This is a genomic window from Aquimarina mycalae (genome assembly GCF_029906345.1).
Classification (GTDB): domain Bacteria; phylum Bacteroidota; class Bacteroidia; order Flavobacteriales; family Flavobacteriaceae; genus Aquimarina.
Map to the genome: position 1 here is coordinate 288,866 of NZ_JARYGY010000008.1, position 21,074 is coordinate 309,939.

Sequence of the window (21,074 nt, forward strand, 5' to 3'; positions counted from 1 at the left end):
CAAAGGTTTTTGATGAATTAGGAGCTTTTAAAAAACAGGGAATATCGATTAAATACAATAAATCAGGTTTAAAAACATTTGTTAAAAAGTGTTAATACGTTGTGTTTTTCAAAGGTACACTTTATGGAGAATTCCCCGTTGTGTAAAAACCACAAATTGTGAGCTGGTAAAGCGTAATGCGTGTTGTGCGTTTTTAATATTGATAATATGAAATTAAATCCTTGGCAGTGCAATTAGTTTCTGTTTTATTAGAATACATATTTGTAGCCTTTATTTAACCGAAATCTAAGAGGAACATGTTTTATTTTATAAAAATTGAGTTATAGTAAACACTATATTTTCTATTTTTAAACAAAATTTTTAAGATCCTGATTCATGCCACTTAAGTTGTCTATCGTAATGCCTTGTCTCAATGAGGCAGAAACCTTGGCCGTATGTATCAGAAAAGCAAATACTTTTTTGCAGAAAAGTGGCCTTGATGGTGAGATTATCGTAGCAGATAATGGAAGTACTGATGGTTCCGTAGATATAGCAGTTACAGAAGGCGCTAACGTAGTGCATATCGAAGAAAAAGGGTACGGAAATGCTCTTAAAGGAGGAATTGATGCTGCCAGCGGAACGTATGTTATCATTGGAGATTCTGATGATAGTCATGATCTTGAAAACTTAGTATCATTTATTGAAAAACTGGATGAAGGCTACGATATGGTTGTGGGAAATCGTTTTTTGGGAGGTCTGGAGAAAGGATCGATGTCCTTTTTACATAGGTACTTAGGGAATCCAGTACTTACTTTTATTGGGAAAACGTTTTTTAATTCTAAAATTGGAGATTTTCATTGTGGACTCAGAGGGTTTACAAAGTCTGCCTATCAACAGTTATCTATCACGACAACGGGTATGGAGTTTGCTTCAGAATTAATAGTGAAGGCTGAATTGGCAAAACTAAAAATAACAGAAGTCCCTACCACTGTTTTTCCTTCTGGTAGAAGTAGAGATCCTCATCTTCGCACTTGGAGAGATGGTTGGCGACATCTTCGTTTTTTGTTATTATACAGCCCTAGATGGTTATTTTTGTTTCCTGGAATATTTATGTTTTTAATAGGTTTTGTTGTAGCATTAACTTTGATTTTAATTCCTTTTGATGCTCAAAACTTTGTGTCCAATTTAAAAGTTTTGTTATACGGTTCTGGATTAACTTTAGTAGGTTTTCAATTTATTATTTTCTACATATTAATAAAAATATTTGCAGTCAGTAATGGGCTGTTACCCAGAAGTGACCGATATGGTACAATTTTTAAAGTTATAAATTTAGAAAAAGGGCTATTGATAGGATTTGTTTTAATTCTATTGGGAATAATCCTTGGAGTGTTAACCTCTTTAGATTATTCATTAAATGAGATGCTTTTACTTAACTACGTAGATATAAAAAAGACAATCATTGCTATTGGGATGGTGTTAATTGGATTGCAGATCGTGTTATTCAGCTTTTTCTTTAGTATTCTAGGGTTAAGTGACTCATATAATAGTTGATTATCTTTTCTTGAAAAATTAGATATTGCTATAACTCCATAAATTTCAGGATTTATAAATGACTGAAACTTGATTGAAGTTGTTTAGGTTTTTTGGCGATAATTTTAAAGATTATAGTAAATAAGTTACTTTTAGTCTCTAATTGTATAATAACTTATGGGGTATATTGTATCTAATCAATTACATAGAATATTTCTATACGTACTGGTCTCCATATATGTTGTTTGGATTGGGGTAGTTATAGAACCAGATACCATAAGTTATGTGGGCTTTTCTCTGATTACACCTCCAGGATACGGTACTTTCTTATTTGTTTTCCGTAAACTGTTTGGAGTGGATTATTATTATCCTATTGTTGTATTTGTTCAGTTAATTCTATGTTTTGTTTCTTGTTTATATGTAATTAAAACAATACAAAAAGCTTTTCATGTTGATAAGAGGTTATTGATTTTGATAGATATTATATTGTTAGCTCCCATTTTTGTGCCCGAATATTTGATCGTAAATCGTATTGTGACTCAAGGGTTGGCATATTCAAGTTTTTTGATGATGATTGCATTTTTAATTCAATACCTTTTTACGAATAAAAAAAGAGCAATATGGTGGTTGATTGGTAGCGTTTTTATTGGAGTGTTGGTAAGAACGCAACTTATGTTTGTAATACCGGTACTAATTTTTGTTTATGGATATCGTTGGTTTACAACCAAAGATTCTAAACGTTATGTAGTTCCAATTGTTGTTATTTTGTTATTACCTGTAATGGTTTCTTTGATTCAAAAAACGTTTAATTATGTAGTACATGATAGGTATACTAATATTTCCAGCACAGGGCTTCAGGTAATGATAATGCCTTTTTTTGTGGCCGATGCAGAGGATTATAAGGTTTATGATGATCGAAAGACTCAGGAATATTATAAGCATATGTATCAAGTTGCTAAAGAACGCAAGTTGTTAGATGATTTTTATACACCTTATAATGATAATGTGTTTCATTATTTTGATTATAATTTTGTAAAGATATCCTATGGAATTCTTTCTGTAGAAGGTAGGAAATTTTTAAGGCCTTCTGATCCTGATTCTTTTGAAGCATTTATAGAAAATGATAAATTTCTGATGTCAATGTGGTTTCCTCTGGTATTGGATAATTTCTGGAAGTGTATCGATCTTTTTTATAAAAATGTAGAGCACGGTTTTGGAGGATTTTATATGATATGGCTGTATATAATCCTTTTAATAGCTTCCTTGTATTTCTGGAAAACAAACAAAGAACAGCTCGCAATATTGGCATTCATTTTTTTGATACTTACTATATGTAATATACTATTAGTGTGTGCGGTGCAACATAGCATTAGTCGATATATGATATATCATCAATGGATGCTTCCAGTATTATTGGTTTTATTGTTTAATGAAATTGGTAAAAGAACAACTGTTATTCATAACATCAAATCCTAGTTTTTATTAGGATGGTTTACCACCTGCAAAGTGGTTTGATACAAATCCGACTGCAGAACTCTGGCTTTTAACCAGGCATAAAAGCTCATTGCAAAAATATCTTCTTGATCTGGATTATTCTTAATTAGAGAATCTTCAATTTTGGATAAAAACGACTCTTTGGTTATAGTGTCATATTGATGGTAATATACCATTGCTAATGATAGAAAATCTAATACTCGACTCTCACTATTGTTTTTTAGATAGGTACTGTGCTTTTTTCTGAAACTTTTTATTCTGGATTCTACCAGGTCAATATTGTCTAGTTCAATATGTAATAATATTTCTGTAAGATTTTTTTTGATCACCCAGATAACTCCAGCTTTTTCGGTATACCAGATGTCACTGTGATGCAATTCTTGGTATAATCTAAGTGCTTCTTTACATCTAGATTGTTGAAAGTATAATACAATCAAGCTTAGCTTTAGATCTAAAATATATGTAGTTTGATCTTTATGTTTGCTATAATCAAAGCTTTCTAATATAGATATTGCTTGATTCGAATCTCCATTATAATTGTGATTTAATATTTTTAAGAGTGTAAGTTGTGGCAAAAAACGTTTGTGATATTTTCCACGCTGCTTCGTCATTTGACGCTCCATAAGTTGTAGATACTCAAAAGAAGTTTTAAAGTCTTTATTTCTAAAGTAAGCATTCGCAACATAATATAATATCTGGATATGATAAAAAAGATGTTTATCAGTCAATTGTTCTTTGGATTCAATTTGCTGGTATGTCTTTTCTACAAAGGAAAAAATTGAATAAAAATTACTGGTAACGTTTGCAGCTTGATTTATAATTTCTAATATTTTAAACAAAGACCTAAATGTCAGGCCGTTAGTGATCGAAATATCGAATTTATCCAGGGATTCTCTTATGGTTTGTGTAATATCGTTTTTATTTAGCGCAAGTTTATTTTGAATATTCGCATAAAAAAGGTTTAGATTTTCTTCTTGTTGTAGTGATTTTTGGTTATTTCTAAAATCCTGGATTAATGTTTCTAATAAGACTTTTTGATCTACATGTGCGTATTGTATTTTAGTATAATAAATCTCGTGCAGGATACTAAACAGATCATATGTTTTGGCTTTTAATTCAGCTTTTTTTAAAGTTTTTAGAGCAATCTTATATTGCTTTTGTTCAAAGAAAATCCTACTGGCAAGTAATAATTTAAGGATTTCCATTTCTTCTGAGGTTTCACTTTCAAAACTTTTGGTGGCAATAAAATCAATAAGACTGTCATGTAATCTTTTGCATAGCGCATGAAAAGCACCTTTAGCCCTTTTTCCATATAACTGGATGTCTAAGTCTTTATGATCGAGCGAGGAATCCAGCAGTCGAAACAGTTGAATGTTCTTAGTGTCATTCCTCTTATTTTTTTGTTTTAATTGATTTATAAAACTTCTCTTTTCTTCAATAGATAAGGTGGCGATTATAGAAGAAAGTATATTCATTATATCGTAAGTGAATTGGTGTAAAAAGTATTATAAGTATTGACTAATTTAATTAAAATTCACAAATATATCGTAAGTTTTTTGTGAATATTGAGTTTTTAAAATGCTCCAATCGTTGCAAATTTGTCCTGTTCAAAACAAACAATTGAAATAAAATTAATCATCAAAATCAATTATTATGGACTACAAATTTAGTAACGATATCGCAGAAGAAATAATCAATGATGGTATCGATAAAAATGAAGTTAAAGTATATGATCAAAAACCAACACCCGCTTTTATAGGAGCATCCTGGATTGCTTTATTAGCAGGTATGGTATCGTTCTGTACAGGTTTATGGAATGCAGAAATGTTGCTCAATGAGAAGGGATACTATTTTACTATTTTGTTATTTGGATTATTCTCGGCAGTATCTGTTCAGAAAAATGTAAGAGATAAACTAGAAGGATTGCAGGTAACAGAAATCTATTATGGAATCAGTTGGTTTGCTGCACTGGCATCCATCGTATTATTAATCATAGGATTATGGAATGCTGATTTGGACCTCAGTGAAAAAGGATTTTACGGAATGTCCTTTACTTTAAGTCTATTTGCTGCTATTGCTGTGCAAAAGAATACCAGAGATAAAAAATTCATTGAAGGTAAGGATATGTAATGGGAGATTAATCAAAAGGAGGAACTATAGTTGTATAGTTCCTTGTTTTGATGATTAGAAAAGGCAGCTGCAGAGCTGTAGCTGCCTTTTTTTAATAATATGTATTGAGTATTGTTAACACTAAAAAAATATTAGAAAGCGCAGCATTTTAAACAAAAATTTACAAGTAAAATAACATTGTTTCTCGTGTTAGGAGTTATTGCTTTTGTTATTGGGATTCCATGTGGAATTTATTGTTTAACTCTTGATGGTGGAGCGAGTTTAGATGGAGTACTAATTTTAGGTGGCGTGATCGTTTTTTTTCCATTTTTAGTGATTGATCGTGTTTTAGTAAAGCACATAAAACCTTTCAAACTTTCAATTTTTGAATTGACTTTTAGTTTGATCGTTTTGTTTTGTTACAGTATTCAACAAAGTTATCTTTAATTAATACGCACCAATTAACTATATAACCATTTCATAGTATGAGTTCAAGATTTAATAAAGAATTAAAGGAATTGGTAAGAGATGAGGTGATTTCTTCTGAGATTGCTGATTGCATCTACCAATATTATGATAAGAAAAAAACGTTGAAACCCAATAGGTTGTTTACCATTTTTGGGATTTTCGGGGCTTTGCTGGTAGGATCAGGGATTATTCTGATGTTAGCTCACAATTGGGACAATTTTTCTAGAATCACCAAGACTGTACTTGCATTTGTGCCGTTGATAATTGGGCAATGCGTAGCTGGTTTCTCTATTCTAAAAAATAAAAGTAATACTTGGAAAGAAGCTTCAGGTACGTTTTTGTTTTTTGCGGTAGGAGCAAGTATATCACTAGTAAGTCAGATTTATAATATATCAGGTGATTTAGGATCATTTTTGCGTACATGGATTTTACTTTGTCTACCGTTACTATATGTTCTTAGATCACATGCGGTTGCCTTATTGCTCGTTTTATCCAGTACGTATTATGCAACAGAGGTCGGTCTTTGGAATTTTAGAAACAACAGTACTCCTTGGTTGTATTTAGGTTTTATTGCCGCTATTATACCTCATTATTGGATACAATTAAGAAATGCGATATCTAGTAATACAACTAGTATTTTCAACTGGATTTTACCTGCTAGTATCACTGTAGGATTGGCTTCGTTTATAAGAGGTAATGAAGAATTAGGTTTTATCATGTATATGACACTTTTTGGGATTTTCTATAACATAGGAAAGTTATCGGTGTTCAAAGAATTAAGAACACTGAGGAATGGATATCTGATTATAGGCTCCTTAGGAACTATCATTTTGTTAATGATATTTACGTTCAGGTGGCCTTGGGATGAAATATATGATACAACGATGTATGTCTCACAAGAACTATACACCTCACTACTTTTGGGGAGCATCGGGATTTCGGTTTTAGGACATAGTATTGTAAAAAAAGGTGTTAGGTCCGTGAACCTGTTTCAGGTATCGTTTTTAGTTTTTTGGGCTTTCTTCTTTCTTCTTTCTGGAATGACTACGCTGCCAATGATATTAACCAATGTGTTAGTTTTTGTTTTAGGAATCACTGCTATAAAAATTGGCGCGGATACATTTAATTTTGGAATTCTTAATTATGGATTACTAATTATTTCGGTCCTTATAATATGTAGGTTTTTTGATACGGATATGAGTTTTGTAGTTCGAGGAGCCTTATTTGTTATTGTTGGAATAGGCTTTTTTGCAGCCAATTATATGATGTTAAAAAGACAACAATTAAAGCATCAAATCATTAAAAAATAATCATATGAAAATCATTTATTTATTCATCATATTCATCGTTGTGGCATTAGCTCAAATTTTAGTGCCAATTCAGATGATTATTGGTAGCGAAGATACCATCACAACAGGAACAGCTTATAAATTTAAAACCAGACCTGTAGATCCTACAGATCCGTTTAGAGGTAAATATATCACATTACAATATGAGGTAAATCATTTTAATACTACAGATTCAACCTATGTGGTAGGAGAAGAAATTTATATCTATTTAAAAAAAGATACGCTGGGATTTGCTGAAGTTTCTCAAATAAGTAAAACACCCTTAGAAACAAGAGAGGATTATGTTAAGGCAAGAGTAACCTATTATTATCAAGGGAAGGTAAGTTTTCAGTTACCTTTTAATACTTTTTATATGGAAGAGTCCAAAGCATATGATGCAGAATTGGCCTACATTAAAGCTAATAGAGATAGTTTGCGTACTAATGTATATGCTTTGGTATACATTAAAAATGATAAAGTAGTTTTAGAAGATGTTTATATAGATGACATCCCAATACAAGAGTATGTAGAGAAATAAATTGTAACAGTTGATTAAACCTTTTACAATAACGATGGTCTTATTAATGTAAAACAAAAAAAGTGAACGTTATGAAGGGATTATTGAAAACATTGTTATTAGGATTAGTATTATCAACATTCATGACTTCTTGCGCAACCACAGTGAGAGTGCGTCCAGCAAATAGGGTGGTGGTGACCAAGGTGCATAACCCTATTGTAGTAGTTCATAATAATGTAAAGTACTATAGAAGCGAAGGTGTTTGGTATCTAAAAAAGAATCGAAAATATGTAACTACATCAGCACCAGTTGGAGTGCGCGTTAGGGTACTGCCCAGAGGATATAAAGTAGTACGAGTAAGAGGGATAAAATATTATAGATACAAAGGAGTGTACTATAAAAAAACAGGAAGAAATTATATCATTGTAAACGTATAGTTAGTTGTAGATTGAGTTGGTTAGTTGAGAGAAATTCCTCAAGATTTTAATGATGAGTCTTGAGGTTTCTTTTTTACCAGGCTTCTTCAATCTTTAACCGTTCACCATTTTGATATGAAGCGATAAAGGCACCTCTGAAACCTAAACGAACCAGCTCTCTTCTGAATTTCTTAGCTTCAGATAGCGAAGCAAAATTACCTAAAGCATACTTGTTAAAACTACCAGCTTTGATTTCTCTAAAATTCACAAATTTATCAGAGTATAATGATAAATCCTTTTGTTCAAAGGCTCCAATCTGAACCGCATATATTAATTCATTGTTCAAAGAAGCTTTGTTTTCAGAAGTATCATCGGCATTAGCGTTGATTTCCTGATCCATAGATAGATTCTTGATAGTTTCTTCTAGTTCAGCTATTTTATTCTGTAATGTGTTAGATTCTTCTTTGTATTTCTTGGTTGCAATTGAATTATCAGCAGTGTCAAAATACATGAAATATACAGTTCCTGCAACACCAAGAAGCGCAATGATCCCTAAGATAATTGTAGCGGTTTTAAACTTTTGTGTGTTTTCTTTTTCGTCTTTAAGTGCTTTAGTATGAGCGTAGTTGCTTACACGTTTTTCTTCTTTAGCATCGTCTATTTGAACTTGGAAATCCAATAGTTCGTCATCACTAATATAAGGCATGATTTGTGGTTTTAATATGTTCAAATATAGGGGATTATTGGTGTTCTCCAAAAATAAAACTACTGATTTGCCGTAACCTCTGATAATAACACTGTCAATATCATAAAGAATTTATGAATACAATGTTATAGCATTCTTTAGAAAGTGATTGTTGTGGACCAAGTACTAGAGTATACAAAACGCAACCAATAAGGTTGCGTTTTGTATACTATGTTTAAAAAGGAATTATGATTATTCTACTACACAATTCGTAAGCTCTTTACAAAATGTAATTAAATCTGAGGCATTATTTTTATACTCTTTATTTGCTACTTTTTCCTGTAGCTCCTTACAACCTTCTGCAAGTTTGGTTAAGTTCTTTTTAAATCCAAAAACATAACCAGTAGACATAGTAGATTTCCCTTTTTCACTTCCAGCAGGAAGGATCACAAGTTCCTTGTTATTAAATATATATAGGTTTATTTTTTCAGACTCAAATAACACTTTACACAGCTTATCGGTAGCACCTCCTAATATCATCTGTCCTGCATCTACTTCTCCGTTTTTGATAGAAGATTCTTTGAATTTGATATTCTTGTATTTATCCCCATCAACAAATACAAGCTCTTTACATTTCTTTGCTTTTCTTACTCTGGTACCATATGGTTTTCCGTTTAGGTCGTATTCTACAGTTTTTAAGCTATAAGCAATTTTGCCAATATCAGATGTTTTTATATCTACTAGTGTAGTGTCATTATCTTTTGTAATTAAGTATGCTTGATTGACCTCGATATCTGTACTCACGTCATTTTGATCTTCTTCCTCGTTGCTTAGGTCTTCTGTTACAACTTCGAAATGTCTGGATGTTGTTTGATTGATTTTAAAATCTTCAATCAATTTATCAGCAATTTTATTAAAGTATTTACCATCACTTTTATCGTAGTCATTATCGATTATTTTTTGAGCATATTCTTTTACTTTTTCTGGTTCATCAAGATAGTAGTAGATTTTTGCGATATTGTAATAGCTGGCATATCGTACTTTGCGTATTTTTCTTTTCTTACCTTGATAATTTGGAATTAGATTGTTAAAATAGTCGATAACAGGTTGCACTTCGATTTTTAGAGAATCAATCGGTTTATTGTATTGCATTTTTTCGAAAGCGGATTTCAACGTTTGAAATGCTTCTTGGTGTTTTGCAAACTCAGGATGTTTCTTTGATGCTAAAATCCAGAAAAATTCTCGATTATGAGATTCAATATCATAACCGTATGTGTTTATAAGATGTCCTCTTGCAGCGCCCAAGAATTGTGACTTGTGGTCACTTTTATATTTATCTCTTAAGCTGTAACGGTTGTTGTTATAATAATCCTGTGCTTTTTTGTAGGTGCTAAATTCGCCACTCGTATAGCTGTAACTTTCAGAATAACCTTTATCATACGATTGAGCATCAATTGCATTGTTAACTGATAATGTAGCTGATGATGAGTAGTTTACATTGGCAGTGTATGTGTAACTTACAGATAGAACTTTTCCTTCTTTATTCTTTTTTTCGTGCTTTACTTTCTTAATATCTACAGCGCCAATTTTGGTTCCATGAAATTTATAATTGATATCCAATGTTCCTCCTGTTTTTACCTTAGAAAAACCTGGAATTGTTATAGCACCTGTGTTGATAGAGTAAGTTCTTTTACTATCATCAAGGATGGGTTTAGAAGGTAGATTTACATATGAAGTTCTGAAGTTTTCTCGATCAATATTTGCACTTTGCGCAATGGATAGTGTACATAATAGCGATGCAATACAGGAAAGTAATATTTTTTTCATGAAATGGGGTTTTTATTAAAAGCTGCAAAAATAGTTAAAAAAACGTTAACACAGCTGTTTACGATTAATTTTTTGGAGGAGGTTTGATATATAAAAAGCGTGTTCATTTTCTAGAAAATGAACACGCTTTTTAATTGTATAAAATAATATGATTTACTCGGATACCTCTACAATCAGACTATCATCTGTTTTGGTAACTTTTGTAAGACCTAATTTCGAAAGGCCTTTCATACCTTTGTCCCACGCTTTGTTACTTAACCCAGAAGCTGATTTAAGATCTGTGAGCGCCATGCGTTGTTCTTTTTTAATAATTTCAAAAATAGCCTTCTCATTATCATTAAGAGCTACGGCCTTTTTCTCTGGTCGCATCTGCGGGAAAAATAATACTTCTTGTATGGATTGATTATTGGTTAGGTACATAATCAATCTATCCATACCAATACCCATTCCAGATGTTGGTGGCATACCATATTCCAGTGCTCTTATAAAATCATTATCAATAAACATGGCTTCATCATCTCCTTTTTCACTTAATTTTAGCTGTGCTTCAAAACGTTCTCGCTGATCTATAGGATCATTAAGTTCAGAATACGCATTAGCAATCTCTTTACCACAAACCATTAATTCAAAACGTTCTGTAAGTTCAGGATTGTCTCTATGTTCTTTACATAAAGGACTCATCTCCTTTGGATAATCTGTGATAAATGTAGGTTGGATATAGTTTCCTTCACATTTTTCACCAAAAATCTCATCAATCAATTTTCCTTTACCCATGGTTTGATCTACCTCGATACCCATTCCTTTTGCGGCTTCACGAATCTCATCCTCAGACTTCCCTGTAATATCAAATCCCGTAAAATGCTTTATAGAATCCGTCATTGTTACACGGGCATAAGGCGTTTTGAAATTTATTTTGTGTTCACCAAAAGTAGCATCAGTAGTTCCATTAACTGCAATAGCACAATGTTCTACAAGGTTTTCTGTGAACTCCATCATCCAGTTGTAATCTTTGTAGGCTACATAAATTTCCATAGCAGTGAACTCAGGATTATGAGTACGATCCATTCCTTCATTTCTGAAGTTTTTAGAAAACTCATATACTCCATCAAAACCGCCAACAATTAACCTTTTTAGGTATAACTCATTTGCAATACGCATATATAAAGGAATGTCTAATGAATTATGATGTGTAATAAATGGTCTTGCAGAAGCACCTCCAGGAATTGGTTGTAGAATAGGTGTTTCTACCTCAAAATATCCTTTAGTATTAAAAAACTCGCGCATGGCATTAAAAAGCTTTGTTCTTTTAATAAACACTTCTTTTACCTGCGGATTCACAACTAGATCTACATAGCGTTGACGATATCGTAGTTCTGGATCTGTAAATGCGTCATGAACGTTACCATCTGCATCGGTTCTAGGTTGAGGTAGTGGTTTAAGTGTTTTACTCAATAAAGTAAAATCTTTTACCATAACCGTCTTTTCTCCTACTTGCGTTGTAAAAAGTTCGCCTTCTACACCTATGAAATCACCAATATCGAGTAGTTTTTTGTAGACCTCATTATATTGGGTTTTGTCCTCTCCTGTACAGATTTCATCTCGATTAAAGTATACCTGAATACGTCCGTTAGCATCTTGCAATTCTGCAAAAGAAGCTTTTCCTTGTATACGTCTGGACATTAATCTTCCTGCAATAATTACTTTTTTTCCTTCCTCATACTTCTGTTTTATGTCTACTGAAGTGTGATCCACAGGAAATAAAGCTGCTGGATATGGATTAATACCTACGTCACGCAGAGATTGTAGCTTCTCTCTTCTTACAAGTTCTTGTTCTGTTAATTGCATAATGCTGCTGTTTTAAGCGTGCAAAGATACAAAGTATGACATTATCTTTCAATTGATTTTTAAGGATACTCAATCATTAGTTTTTTTCCATCAAAACCAGCAGATCAGTTCTTTTTGAGGACTATATATTTTGAAAAGGAATCTAATACACCTGCATAGTATCAATTTGGTGATAAAAAAGCCATAAAACTTACCAATATTTAAAAAAAATTAAAAAAAAGCAGATTTAGGGGTAACATATCAATTACTGGTAACACCTACCTATAAGAACGCGGATAAAATGTGCTTGCTGCATATCAAAAAATACGATTGACAGTAGTATATGAACAACAACATAAACAATAGGATATACGGGAAAATATCCATTGCGAGTATTGTGGTTTTCTGGTACATTTGCCGCCCGAAAAATTGAATTGGTGTATAATTTTAATTATTTTTTATGAAGAAGATTTCTTTGATAGTGATGACCCTTTTTCTAGGGATTACTATGTATGGTCAGGATACTCCAGAGGGAGATAGTCCTTTCGGATTACCTACGATTGTACCTCCATCACCCACTGTAGCAAACCTGATGCAGTTCGAGGAGGTTCCTGTAGAGTATTATACAGGACAACCCAGTATTGGGATTCCTTTATTTTCTAAAACAATCCATAAAGGCATAAGTCTGGGGTTATCCTTACAGTATAATACCCAAGGCGTAAAAGTAGACAGTCGTTCTGGATGGACAGGAACAGGTTGGTCTCTATTTGCTGGAGGAAGTATTTCCAGAACCGTCAGAGGTTTTCCTGATGAGAGTAGTGCTATCGATCGTTTAGGAGTATTGCATAATCCAGATTTTTGGAACTATAATACATTATCGGCCAATGAAAAACAGAAGTTTATTTGGAATTCCGTAGGATCGACTGCTCATAATAATGATACGCAACTGGATTTATATCAATTTAACTTTTTAGGGTTTTCAGGAAGGTTTGTAGTGACCAATCAAGGAGTGAAATTATTATCCAATGATCCTAATGTAAAAATCACCTATACCCATAATCCAGCAACCAAAGAGATTCATAGTTTTAAGATCGTGGATACCAATGGGTATATCTACTATTTTAATGAGATAGAAAGTTCAGAAACGATTCCTTTTAATGGATCCATAGGACAAGGATCTGGTAGTGTCGGGATTGTAGCTGCATCCAATGGTAATTATACTGCCAGAACTGCCTGGCATTTATCTAAAGTAACGACCAGTAATAATCTGGATCTGGTGAATTTTAATTACCAAACCTCCTTAGAAGAATATGTAAGTGCTGCGTCTCGTACTTACAACACGATCATATCTACACACCCAATAGGTTTTTATCAAAATAATTACAATCCATCTATTCTAAAGCCTAAAGAATCAATTTCTTATACTACGATTAGGACTCAAACTAAAAAAATAGCTTCTGTGGTTTTCAGAGATAATACTTCGGTAAGTTTTCAGTTAGGAGGGACTCATCCAGAAACTAATGGAACAATGCTTACGAATCTAATCATCAATAATGCCGATGGAACCGAAAACAAACGATATCATTTTACTTATGAACAAACAGATCGGTTATGGCTTACAGAAGTAGAAGAAAAACCAATCACAGGTACTTCTAACAGTTATAAATTATCTTATACCAATACAAACAATCTGGCTTCCTTTGATTCAGAAAGTGATCCTTGGGGATTTAATTATCAAACGATATATAATCCAGAAACCATCAAAGCAGGATTATTATCACAGATCCAATATCCAACAGGAGGCGTAAAAGAATTTGTTTTTGAAGAACATACATTTTCTCATCAAGGAAATACACCTTTGACTACAGAAGATTATTATCTAAATCCAGATAATATCATTACGCAACAATATGCACAAACACATCCAGCTTCTATAAGTCCTCAATCAGGAGAAGGTGTGTTGGCCTTCTCACTTACCCATAATCAGGAAGTAGACATTAGTTTGAACAGCATCGCAGGATGGGAACAAGGCCTAGATCGAATTAGTGTCATCCTATCACCTGTAAACGATCCTAGTCAAGGAGTTGCAGTTCAATTTGATAGTGCCAACGAAACTATGAAACTCTCACTTACGCAAGGAGATCAATACCTGTTTTTACAACATCACGACTATAATATAGAATTTGGGTTTAATCTGGTAGGAGCAACAGTACGTATCGATTATCATACGCTTAATACCACATCCTTTTCAGAGTTCTTAAAAGGTGGAGGAGTTAGAATCAAAGAAGTGGTTTTTAAAGACACTCCTAATACGATGGAAGTAGCAAAGAGAGTTCAGTACGATTATAATGATATAGCAAATCCAGCAACATCTTCTGGTGTGGCAGATATCAAAACAGGGAGTTTGGAAAATAGATATGAACTAAACTCTAAAAAACTTCTCTTTAGTACAGCTGAGAATTCATCTAATAGTTTAATGCCTGTTACTGTCAGATATAGTGTAAGAACAAAAGGAACAAATGCACAAATGACCAAAGGAGGTTATATCGGATATAGTGCTGTAAAGATGTCTGAAACTAATAATGGATATTCTATCTTTAGTTATACGAGTCCTAAAGAGTATCCTACTCCCGCCAGTGTGTTTATATATCCATTTGCACCAGCACCTAACCTGGATTTTAAAAGAGGGTTATTGGTCAAACAAGAAGTATATGATAATGACCAGCGAAAACTACAAGAGACTGAGAATACCCTCTATAATTTTGTAGAGAATACCATTGCTCCTTCATATAAAGCCATTCAGGGTGAAAACTGCGAATGGATCCAATTTTATGGATCTCACGATGGGTATCTAAGTAGTATTCCTTCTAAGAATATCCCACAATGTTCTGGAAATGCATCTTGTATTCCCATATTCTATAATTGTGGTCTGGTAATTCCGCATAGTATATTACAAGATAACCTACATTCAGGATGGACACAGCTTAAAGAATCTGTGACCAAGAGCTATTTCTATGATAGTGCAGGAACACAATCCGTAGTAGAAACCAAACAAGAATACGATTACAATACGATCAATTATCAACCTAAGCAAACCACCAGAACCATTACAGAGGCAGGAAATACAGATATCTATGTAGATGATATCTATTATGCAGTGGGTGGATATCCAACATCGGAGTATACTACTGCAGAACAGGCAGTGATTACTAAAATGAATACCTTGAATATGATCACAGCACCGATTTATACTAAGAATACCAAGAACAGTACCGTCTTAGGAACCGTGCAACAGGTATACAAAGAGTGGGAATCTAATATGATTGCACCACATATGGTAAAAGCAGGAAAATCAACAGAAACAGTACAAGAACGTCTTGCCTATCACAAATACGATAGTTATGGCAATCCATTAGAAGTCTCCCAGACAGATGGTTCACATATCATATATATATGGGGATATAAGGATACTTATCCAATTGCCAAGATTGCCAATGCGAGTTATACAGGAATGCCTGCAGATGTAACCAATTTGATCCATCAGATCAAAACTGCTTCTGATACTGAAAACACCGCAAGTGAAGAGGCTGCTTTGAGATCACAATTACAAACCTTGCAGGATCACGCATTCTTTGCCAATGCACAGATGAGTTATTATACCTATGACCCACTGATTGGAGTCACTAGTGTGACTGATCCAAGAGGGTATCAGATGAGCTATACCTATGATAGGTTTAATCGAGTAGAGAAAGTAAAAGATGCACAAGGAAACATCCTGTCAGAAAATGCATATCACTATAAAAACAACTAATACAATGAGAACGATACAAAAATTATGGTTGACTGTTACTGTATTAGTAAGTACAGTAGTAGCTGCACAGACCCAGACAGAGAATTATATACAAACCACTGCCTATCAAACGGCAGTACAAGAAGGACAACAAGACCAGGTATTAGAGAGCGATAAGATCATATCGGTCAATTACTTTGATGGATTGGGTAGAGCCAAGCAGTCGGTAGCTGTCAGAGCAGGAGGACAACAACAAAGTACCAATATCCTGGATTGGACCAATGATTGGAGTGTAGGCACAGGATCTACACCTTTGTTTAACAAAAACGGACAAGCCTCAGAGAATGAACGTTTGTTTGGAGAAAATCCATTTGGAGCACAATCTTTATTATGGAAATGCGGTAATGATCCAGAAAGCAATGCCGATGGAGGTTGGAACACCGATTATATTGCAGTAGATAAAAATGTAGGGTATCGGTATACCGTTTGGGTAAAACGTACTGGATCACAAGATGGTAAAACCTATCACGGAACCCAGAATGTGAACAACCTTAGTGGTTCTCAAAATAACAATCCTTATTTCTTTAATGGAGATTTACCACAATTAGATACCTGGTATCTATTAGTAGGTGTTGTACATCCGTATACCTATACAGGAGGAAATTCTGGGATTAGTGGTGTCTATGACACCAACGGAGTTAAAGTGATGAATGGTAATGATTTTAAATGGAGGAGTACGACTACTGATTCCAGTTTTAGAAATTATTTATACTATGCTACAGATCCTAATGTACGTCAGTACTTCTGGAATCCAGTATTGACACAAATAGATGGTACAGGTACACCGATTACTGAGTTGATCCAGCAATCCAAGCCTAAGGATATCATCACTCATTATGAGTATGATGATTATGGGAGACAAGCAAAAGAATATTTGCCTTATGCCTCTGATCAAACACAAAATGGAGCGATCTATACCGATCCATTAGCGGAGCTAAATGCTTTTTATAACTCAGCCAAATATCAGCAAACCACTAATCCGTATTCAGAAACTGTGTTTGAGCAGTCACCATTACAAAGACCGCTTAAACAAGGAGCACCAGGATTGGATTGGAAAATCAAATCTGATGATACAGATCATACCATTAAGATGGATCGACAAACCAACAGTCTGGCTGATGGAGTGGTATATTTTAAGGTGAGTTTTACCAATGGCAATACAGAAGCACCCACACTTGTTACAGAAGGGAGCTATGCTGCCAATGATCTGTATGTAAATATCACCAAGGATGAAAACTGGAAAAGCAGTGATGGAGATAATCATACTACAGAAGAGTATACCGATAAGTTAGGGAGAGTGATCTTAAAAAGAACTTTTAATGAGCAAGAGCCTCACGATACCTATTATGTGTATGATGATTTTGGGAATTTGACCTATGTACTATCCCCAAAAGTAGATCTTACAAATGGTGTCTCTAATACAGAACTCAATGAGCTCTGTTATCAATACAAGTACGATAACAGAAATAGACTGATAGAAAAGAAAATCCCTGGCAAAGGATGGGAGTATATTGTATACAATACACTAGATCAACCTGTATTGACACAAGATGCCAATCAAAGGGTTAACAATGAATGGTTGTTCACTAAATATGATGCTTTTGGAAGGGTAGCGTATACTGGGTTACATTATACTAGAGGAACACTGCCAAGAAAAGAAATGCAGAATAATATTGATGATAATAATATTCATTATGTTTCTAAACTACAGTCTGAATCAACTATAGGAGGTACACCAATTTATTATTCTAACGAATTTTATCCCATTAACGCAATAACTATTAATACAATTCATTACTATGATGATTATGAGTTAGGAAGTCTTGTAGACCCTAATCCAGCCACCACTACAATTGCTTGGGAAGGGATAACAGCAACAGCAAAAGTAAAAGGATTGCCAACGGTAACACAGGTACGTGTTTTAGGAACCAATGATTGGATAACTACAACAACGCTTTATGATGAGAAAGGAAGACCTTGGGAAACCGTTGTTAAAAATGATTATTTAGGTACCACCGATTTCAATCTAACAAAACTGGATTTTGCAGGTAAGGTAGAAAAAAGCCTTACAATTCATCAAAAGGATGGGGTTATGTTAATCACCAAAGACACCTTTACCTATGATCATATGGGGAGATTATTGACCCAAAAACAACAGATCAATAGCGAGCCAGAAGAGATGATTGTACATAATGTATATGACGATCTGGGACAGCTAGAACGTAAAAAAGTAGGAAATGCAGAACAAGCACCCTTACAAACTGTAGATTATAAATATAACGTACGTGGATGGTTGACCGATATTAATGATGTAAATAACATCGGAGATGATCTGTTTAGTTTTAAGATTAATTATGATCAACCTGATGGTCCCTCTACAAATCCTTTATATAATGGGAATATATCAGAAACTCATTGGAAAACTGCCAATGATCATATAAAAAGAGGTAATTCTTATTGGTATGATGATCTTAATCGTTTAAAAGCAGGAGGATCGACTGGTTCTAATACATCAAACTATACCGCAGGATATTTTGAAGGAGGAATTGATTATGATAAAAACGGAAATATAAATCACTTGAAAAGAACCACGGTAGCCAATTTTTTTAATCTTTATCAGACAATTGATCAATTAACTTATGAATATCAAGGAAATCAATTGACCAAGGTAACAGATGCTTCTTCTCATTTTGGGCCAACTGATGGATTTGTTGATGGTAATAAAGTAGGGAATGACTATGAATATGATGTAAACGGTAATATGACTGTCGATCGTAACAAAGGCATTACTGGGATAACCTATAATTATCTTAATCTACCAGAAATTGTTAGTATTGCCAATGGTACCAATAACGGAAATATTAGCTATATTTACGACGCCACTGGAGCGAAACTAAAAAAGATCGTAACAGAGGGAAGTTCTTTAACAGAAACAGTATATGCAGGTAATTATATCTATACCAATGGTACACTAGAATTTATGAACCATCCTGAAGGATATATAGAACCTAAAGGTGATGGGAGTTTTGATTATGTATACCAATACAAAGACCATTTAGGAAATATTAGACTGTCTTATGCTGATATTGATGAAGATGGGAGAATAGACGTTCTTAGAAATAACACAGATGTAGACGGTGATGGTGATCTGACTCATGAAATCCTACAGGAAAAGAATTATTATCCTTTCGGCTTAAAACATAAAGGGTATAATAACGTAATTAACGGAACGCATCATCCTTATGGGTACAATGGAAAGGAAGAACAAGAAGAATTAGGATTACAATGGCTAGACTTTGGAGCAAGAAATTATGATGCTGCTTTAGGAAGGTGGATGAATATAGACCCTCTTGCTGATCAAATGAGAAGACATAGTCCTTACAATTATGCCTTTGATAATCCTATATATTGGATAGATCCTGATGGTATGGCACCAATGGGGCCTCAAGATGATTTTTATTATAATAAGCAAGGTGATTTGGTGAGTAGAGTTAAAAACAATCAACCAGATAGATTTTTTGTTCAAGTTGATGAAGCCTCACCACCACCAGCAGTATCTTCTGAATTGGATGGTTCTGGAGCTCAGTCAACTCCAATCTATGAAGAGATTTCTCTTGATAGTGACCTTGGGCACATGGCTAGAACGGTATATGCGGAAAGTGCTGGTCAATCGAAAGAAGGCAAAGTTGCAGTAGCCGAAGTAATTCGAAATAGAGCTGATGATGATACCACTAGGTCAAGTAGTAATGACTATAATGCTGCATTCTCTGGAGTTTCTACTTTTGAAGAAGTTGTCACACAGAAAGGGCAATTTGAATCCGTTGGATCAAATACAGCTAGATATAGCGACCCATTATCAGTAACTGGTGGTGATGGAGAAGGAGGTGCTAGACGAAATAGTATCGAAACTACAGCTTTTTCGGATAGTGTTGGTGCTTCAATAGAAGCAACAAATCAAAACACCAATACTGCTCAGGGAGCTACATATTTCTTTTCGCCATATATAGCAACACCAAATTGGGCAAAAAATATGTCAGAAGTTACAATCCCAGGTGTTCAAAAAACTGATTTTAAATTTTATAAATACTAATCAATGAAGAAGATATTTTTAATAATCGCACTAACCGTTGTTGCTATATCATGTAAAGACAAAAAAGTTTCAGAAATAGATGAAACAGATAAGGCTGAGATTAAAACGCAAGTTAAATCAGAGGTTTCTATCGATAAGAATATTGTTTTTCATAGAAATGACTCCATCATTAAATTTCATAATATAGAAAATAGTTACGGCGTTTTTAAATGGAGTGTTGAAGGTAAATTTGAAAACCAAGGAAAAGACACCTTATCATTTGATGAAACTAAGATTAATAAAATAAGGAAAATTGGAGATAGTTTTATCTATACAGATGGATGTGGTTCAGCTTGTGATTATATACTTATCTCTAAATTCATTTCAGAAGACAAAGGAGCTACTTTCCTGTATCCTCTTCTTGTTGACGAGAAAAAAGAATTAGTAATATATAAAGGAGACAAAGAAAATGTTTTACTTTCAATATACGATCTTAAGACTGGCGAGATTAAGGAAGTTATTGAAGATTTTGATAAAACTATACGTCCTTCCAAAAATGTTATTGAAAAAGTAAGTGTTAATGAAAAAGGGAACCTTATTATAGAATGGATTAAACCTAATTCAGTGAAGACCAAAAAGGAGATAGTTTTATAAGATTAATAGAAAGTTAATGATTAAAACGCTCACTTGAAAAAGTGGGCGTTTTTCTTTTCCATTCTCTTTCCAAAAAGACCAAAATCAGTTACAGTAATTCTAACAACCAAGTAACCTAACCCCTCCATTGAGGACATGGTTCAAATAGCCCAAGACACAAACCAGATTAAAAAACCCATCATCAAGGGTTGTACTGGTTTGTGCTACACCTAGGAAACTAGTGTGTAAGAATTACTTTGTAGTTCTATCTTGGTGATGGGCTTTTTGGTTGAATTATTTTTATTAGAGAATATTAGTTCTAAAAAAGATGAAGTATTATAACGG

13 protein-coding genes are annotated in these 21,074 nt (G+C 33.7%); 9 read left to right on the forward strand and 4 right to left on the reverse strand.

Translation table 11 applies throughout. From position 1 onward, the window contains the following. Positions 1-375 precede the first annotated feature (375 nt). The gene (locus tag QBK95_RS19570; protein WP_280936244.1) at positions 376-1,530 is read left to right on the forward strand and encodes a glycosyltransferase family 2 protein; all 1,155 of its coding nucleotides are present in this window, start codon (positions 376-378) and stop codon (positions 1,528-1,530) included. Between the two features lie 156 nt (positions 1,531-1,686). Further along, a complete protein-coding gene (locus QBK95_RS19575; protein WP_280936245.1) occupies positions 1,687-2,985 on the forward strand; it encodes a hypothetical protein in 1,299 nt (432 codons plus the stop codon). Here the strand turns inward: QBK95_RS19575 and QBK95_RS19580 are convergent. Then, positions 2,982-4,478, reverse strand: coding sequence for a hypothetical protein (locus QBK95_RS19580; protein WP_280936246.1), 1,497 nt, complete (start codon positions 4,476-4,478; stop codon positions 2,982-2,984). The genes QBK95_RS19575 and QBK95_RS19580 overlap by 4 nt on opposite strands. 178 nt (positions 4,479-4,656) lie before the next feature. On the opposite strand from QBK95_RS19580, the gene yiaA reads away from it, so the two are divergent. From yiaA to QBK95_RS19600, 4 genes are all read left to right on the forward strand, one after another. Further along, positions 4,657-5,133, forward strand: a complete 477-nt coding sequence (gene yiaA, locus QBK95_RS19585) for an inner membrane protein YiaA (protein ID WP_280936247.1) — start codon at positions 4,657-4,659, stop codon at positions 5,131-5,133. Between the two features lie 464 nt (positions 5,134-5,597). Next, the gene (locus QBK95_RS19590; protein ID WP_280936248.1) at positions 5,598-6,890 is read left to right on the forward strand and encodes a DUF2157 domain-containing protein; all 1,293 of its coding nucleotides are present in this window, start codon (positions 5,598-5,600) and stop codon (positions 6,888-6,890) included. A 4-nt stretch (positions 6,891-6,894) separates the two neighbouring features. Then, a complete protein-coding gene (locus tag QBK95_RS19595; RefSeq protein ID WP_280936249.1) occupies positions 6,895-7,446 on the forward strand; it encodes a GDYXXLXY domain-containing protein in 552 nt (183 codons plus the stop codon). Positions 7,447-7,517: 71 nt separating this feature from the next. Further along, a complete protein-coding gene (locus QBK95_RS19600) occupies positions 7,518-7,862 on the forward strand; it encodes a DUF6515 family protein (protein WP_280936250.1) in 345 nt (114 codons plus the stop codon). Positions 7,863-7,935: 73 nt separating this feature from the next. On the opposite strand, the gene QBK95_RS19605 is transcribed toward QBK95_RS19600, so the two are convergent. The 3 genes from QBK95_RS19605 to lysS all read right to left on the reverse strand — a co-directional run bounded on the left by QBK95_RS19605 (position 7,936) and on the right by lysS (position 12,198). After that, positions 7,936-8,547 (reverse strand): SPOR domain-containing protein, encoded by a 612-nt coding sequence (locus QBK95_RS19605; protein WP_280936251.1) that lies wholly within the window; start codon positions 8,545-8,547, stop codon positions 7,936-7,938. A gap of 231 nt (positions 8,548-8,778) precedes the next feature. Further along, positions 8,779-10,353: a hypothetical protein gene (locus tag QBK95_RS19610; protein ID WP_280936252.1), complete on the reverse strand. Its 1,575-nt coding sequence runs from the start codon at positions 10,351-10,353 to the stop codon at positions 8,779-8,781. 153 nt (positions 10,354-10,506) lie between these two features. Next, entirely contained in the window at positions 10,507-12,198 is a 1,692-nt protein-coding gene (gene lysS / locus QBK95_RS19615) for a lysine--tRNA ligase (RefSeq protein ID WP_280936253.1), read from the reverse strand. Positions 12,199-12,637: 439 nt separating this feature from the next. Between lysS and QBK95_RS19620 the strand changes: the two genes are divergently transcribed. The 3 genes from QBK95_RS19620 to QBK95_RS19630 are packed head-to-tail and all read left to right on the forward strand — an operon-like array spanning position 12,638 to position 20,750. Next, positions 12,638-15,988, forward strand: coding sequence for an RHS repeat domain-containing protein (locus tag QBK95_RS19620; RefSeq protein ID WP_280936254.1), 3,351 nt, complete (start codon positions 12,638-12,640; stop codon positions 15,986-15,988). Positions 15,989-15,992: 4 nt separating this feature from the next. Continuing rightward, the gene (locus QBK95_RS19625; protein ID WP_280936255.1) at positions 15,993-20,117 is read left to right on the forward strand and encodes a DUF6443 domain-containing protein; all 4,125 of its coding nucleotides are present in this window, start codon (positions 15,993-15,995) and stop codon (positions 20,115-20,117) included. 3 nt (positions 20,118-20,120) lie between these two features. Then, positions 20,121-20,750 (forward strand): hypothetical protein, encoded by a 630-nt coding sequence (locus tag QBK95_RS19630; protein WP_280936256.1) that lies wholly within the window; start codon positions 20,121-20,123, stop codon positions 20,748-20,750. Positions 20,751-21,074: the final 324 nt, after the last annotated feature.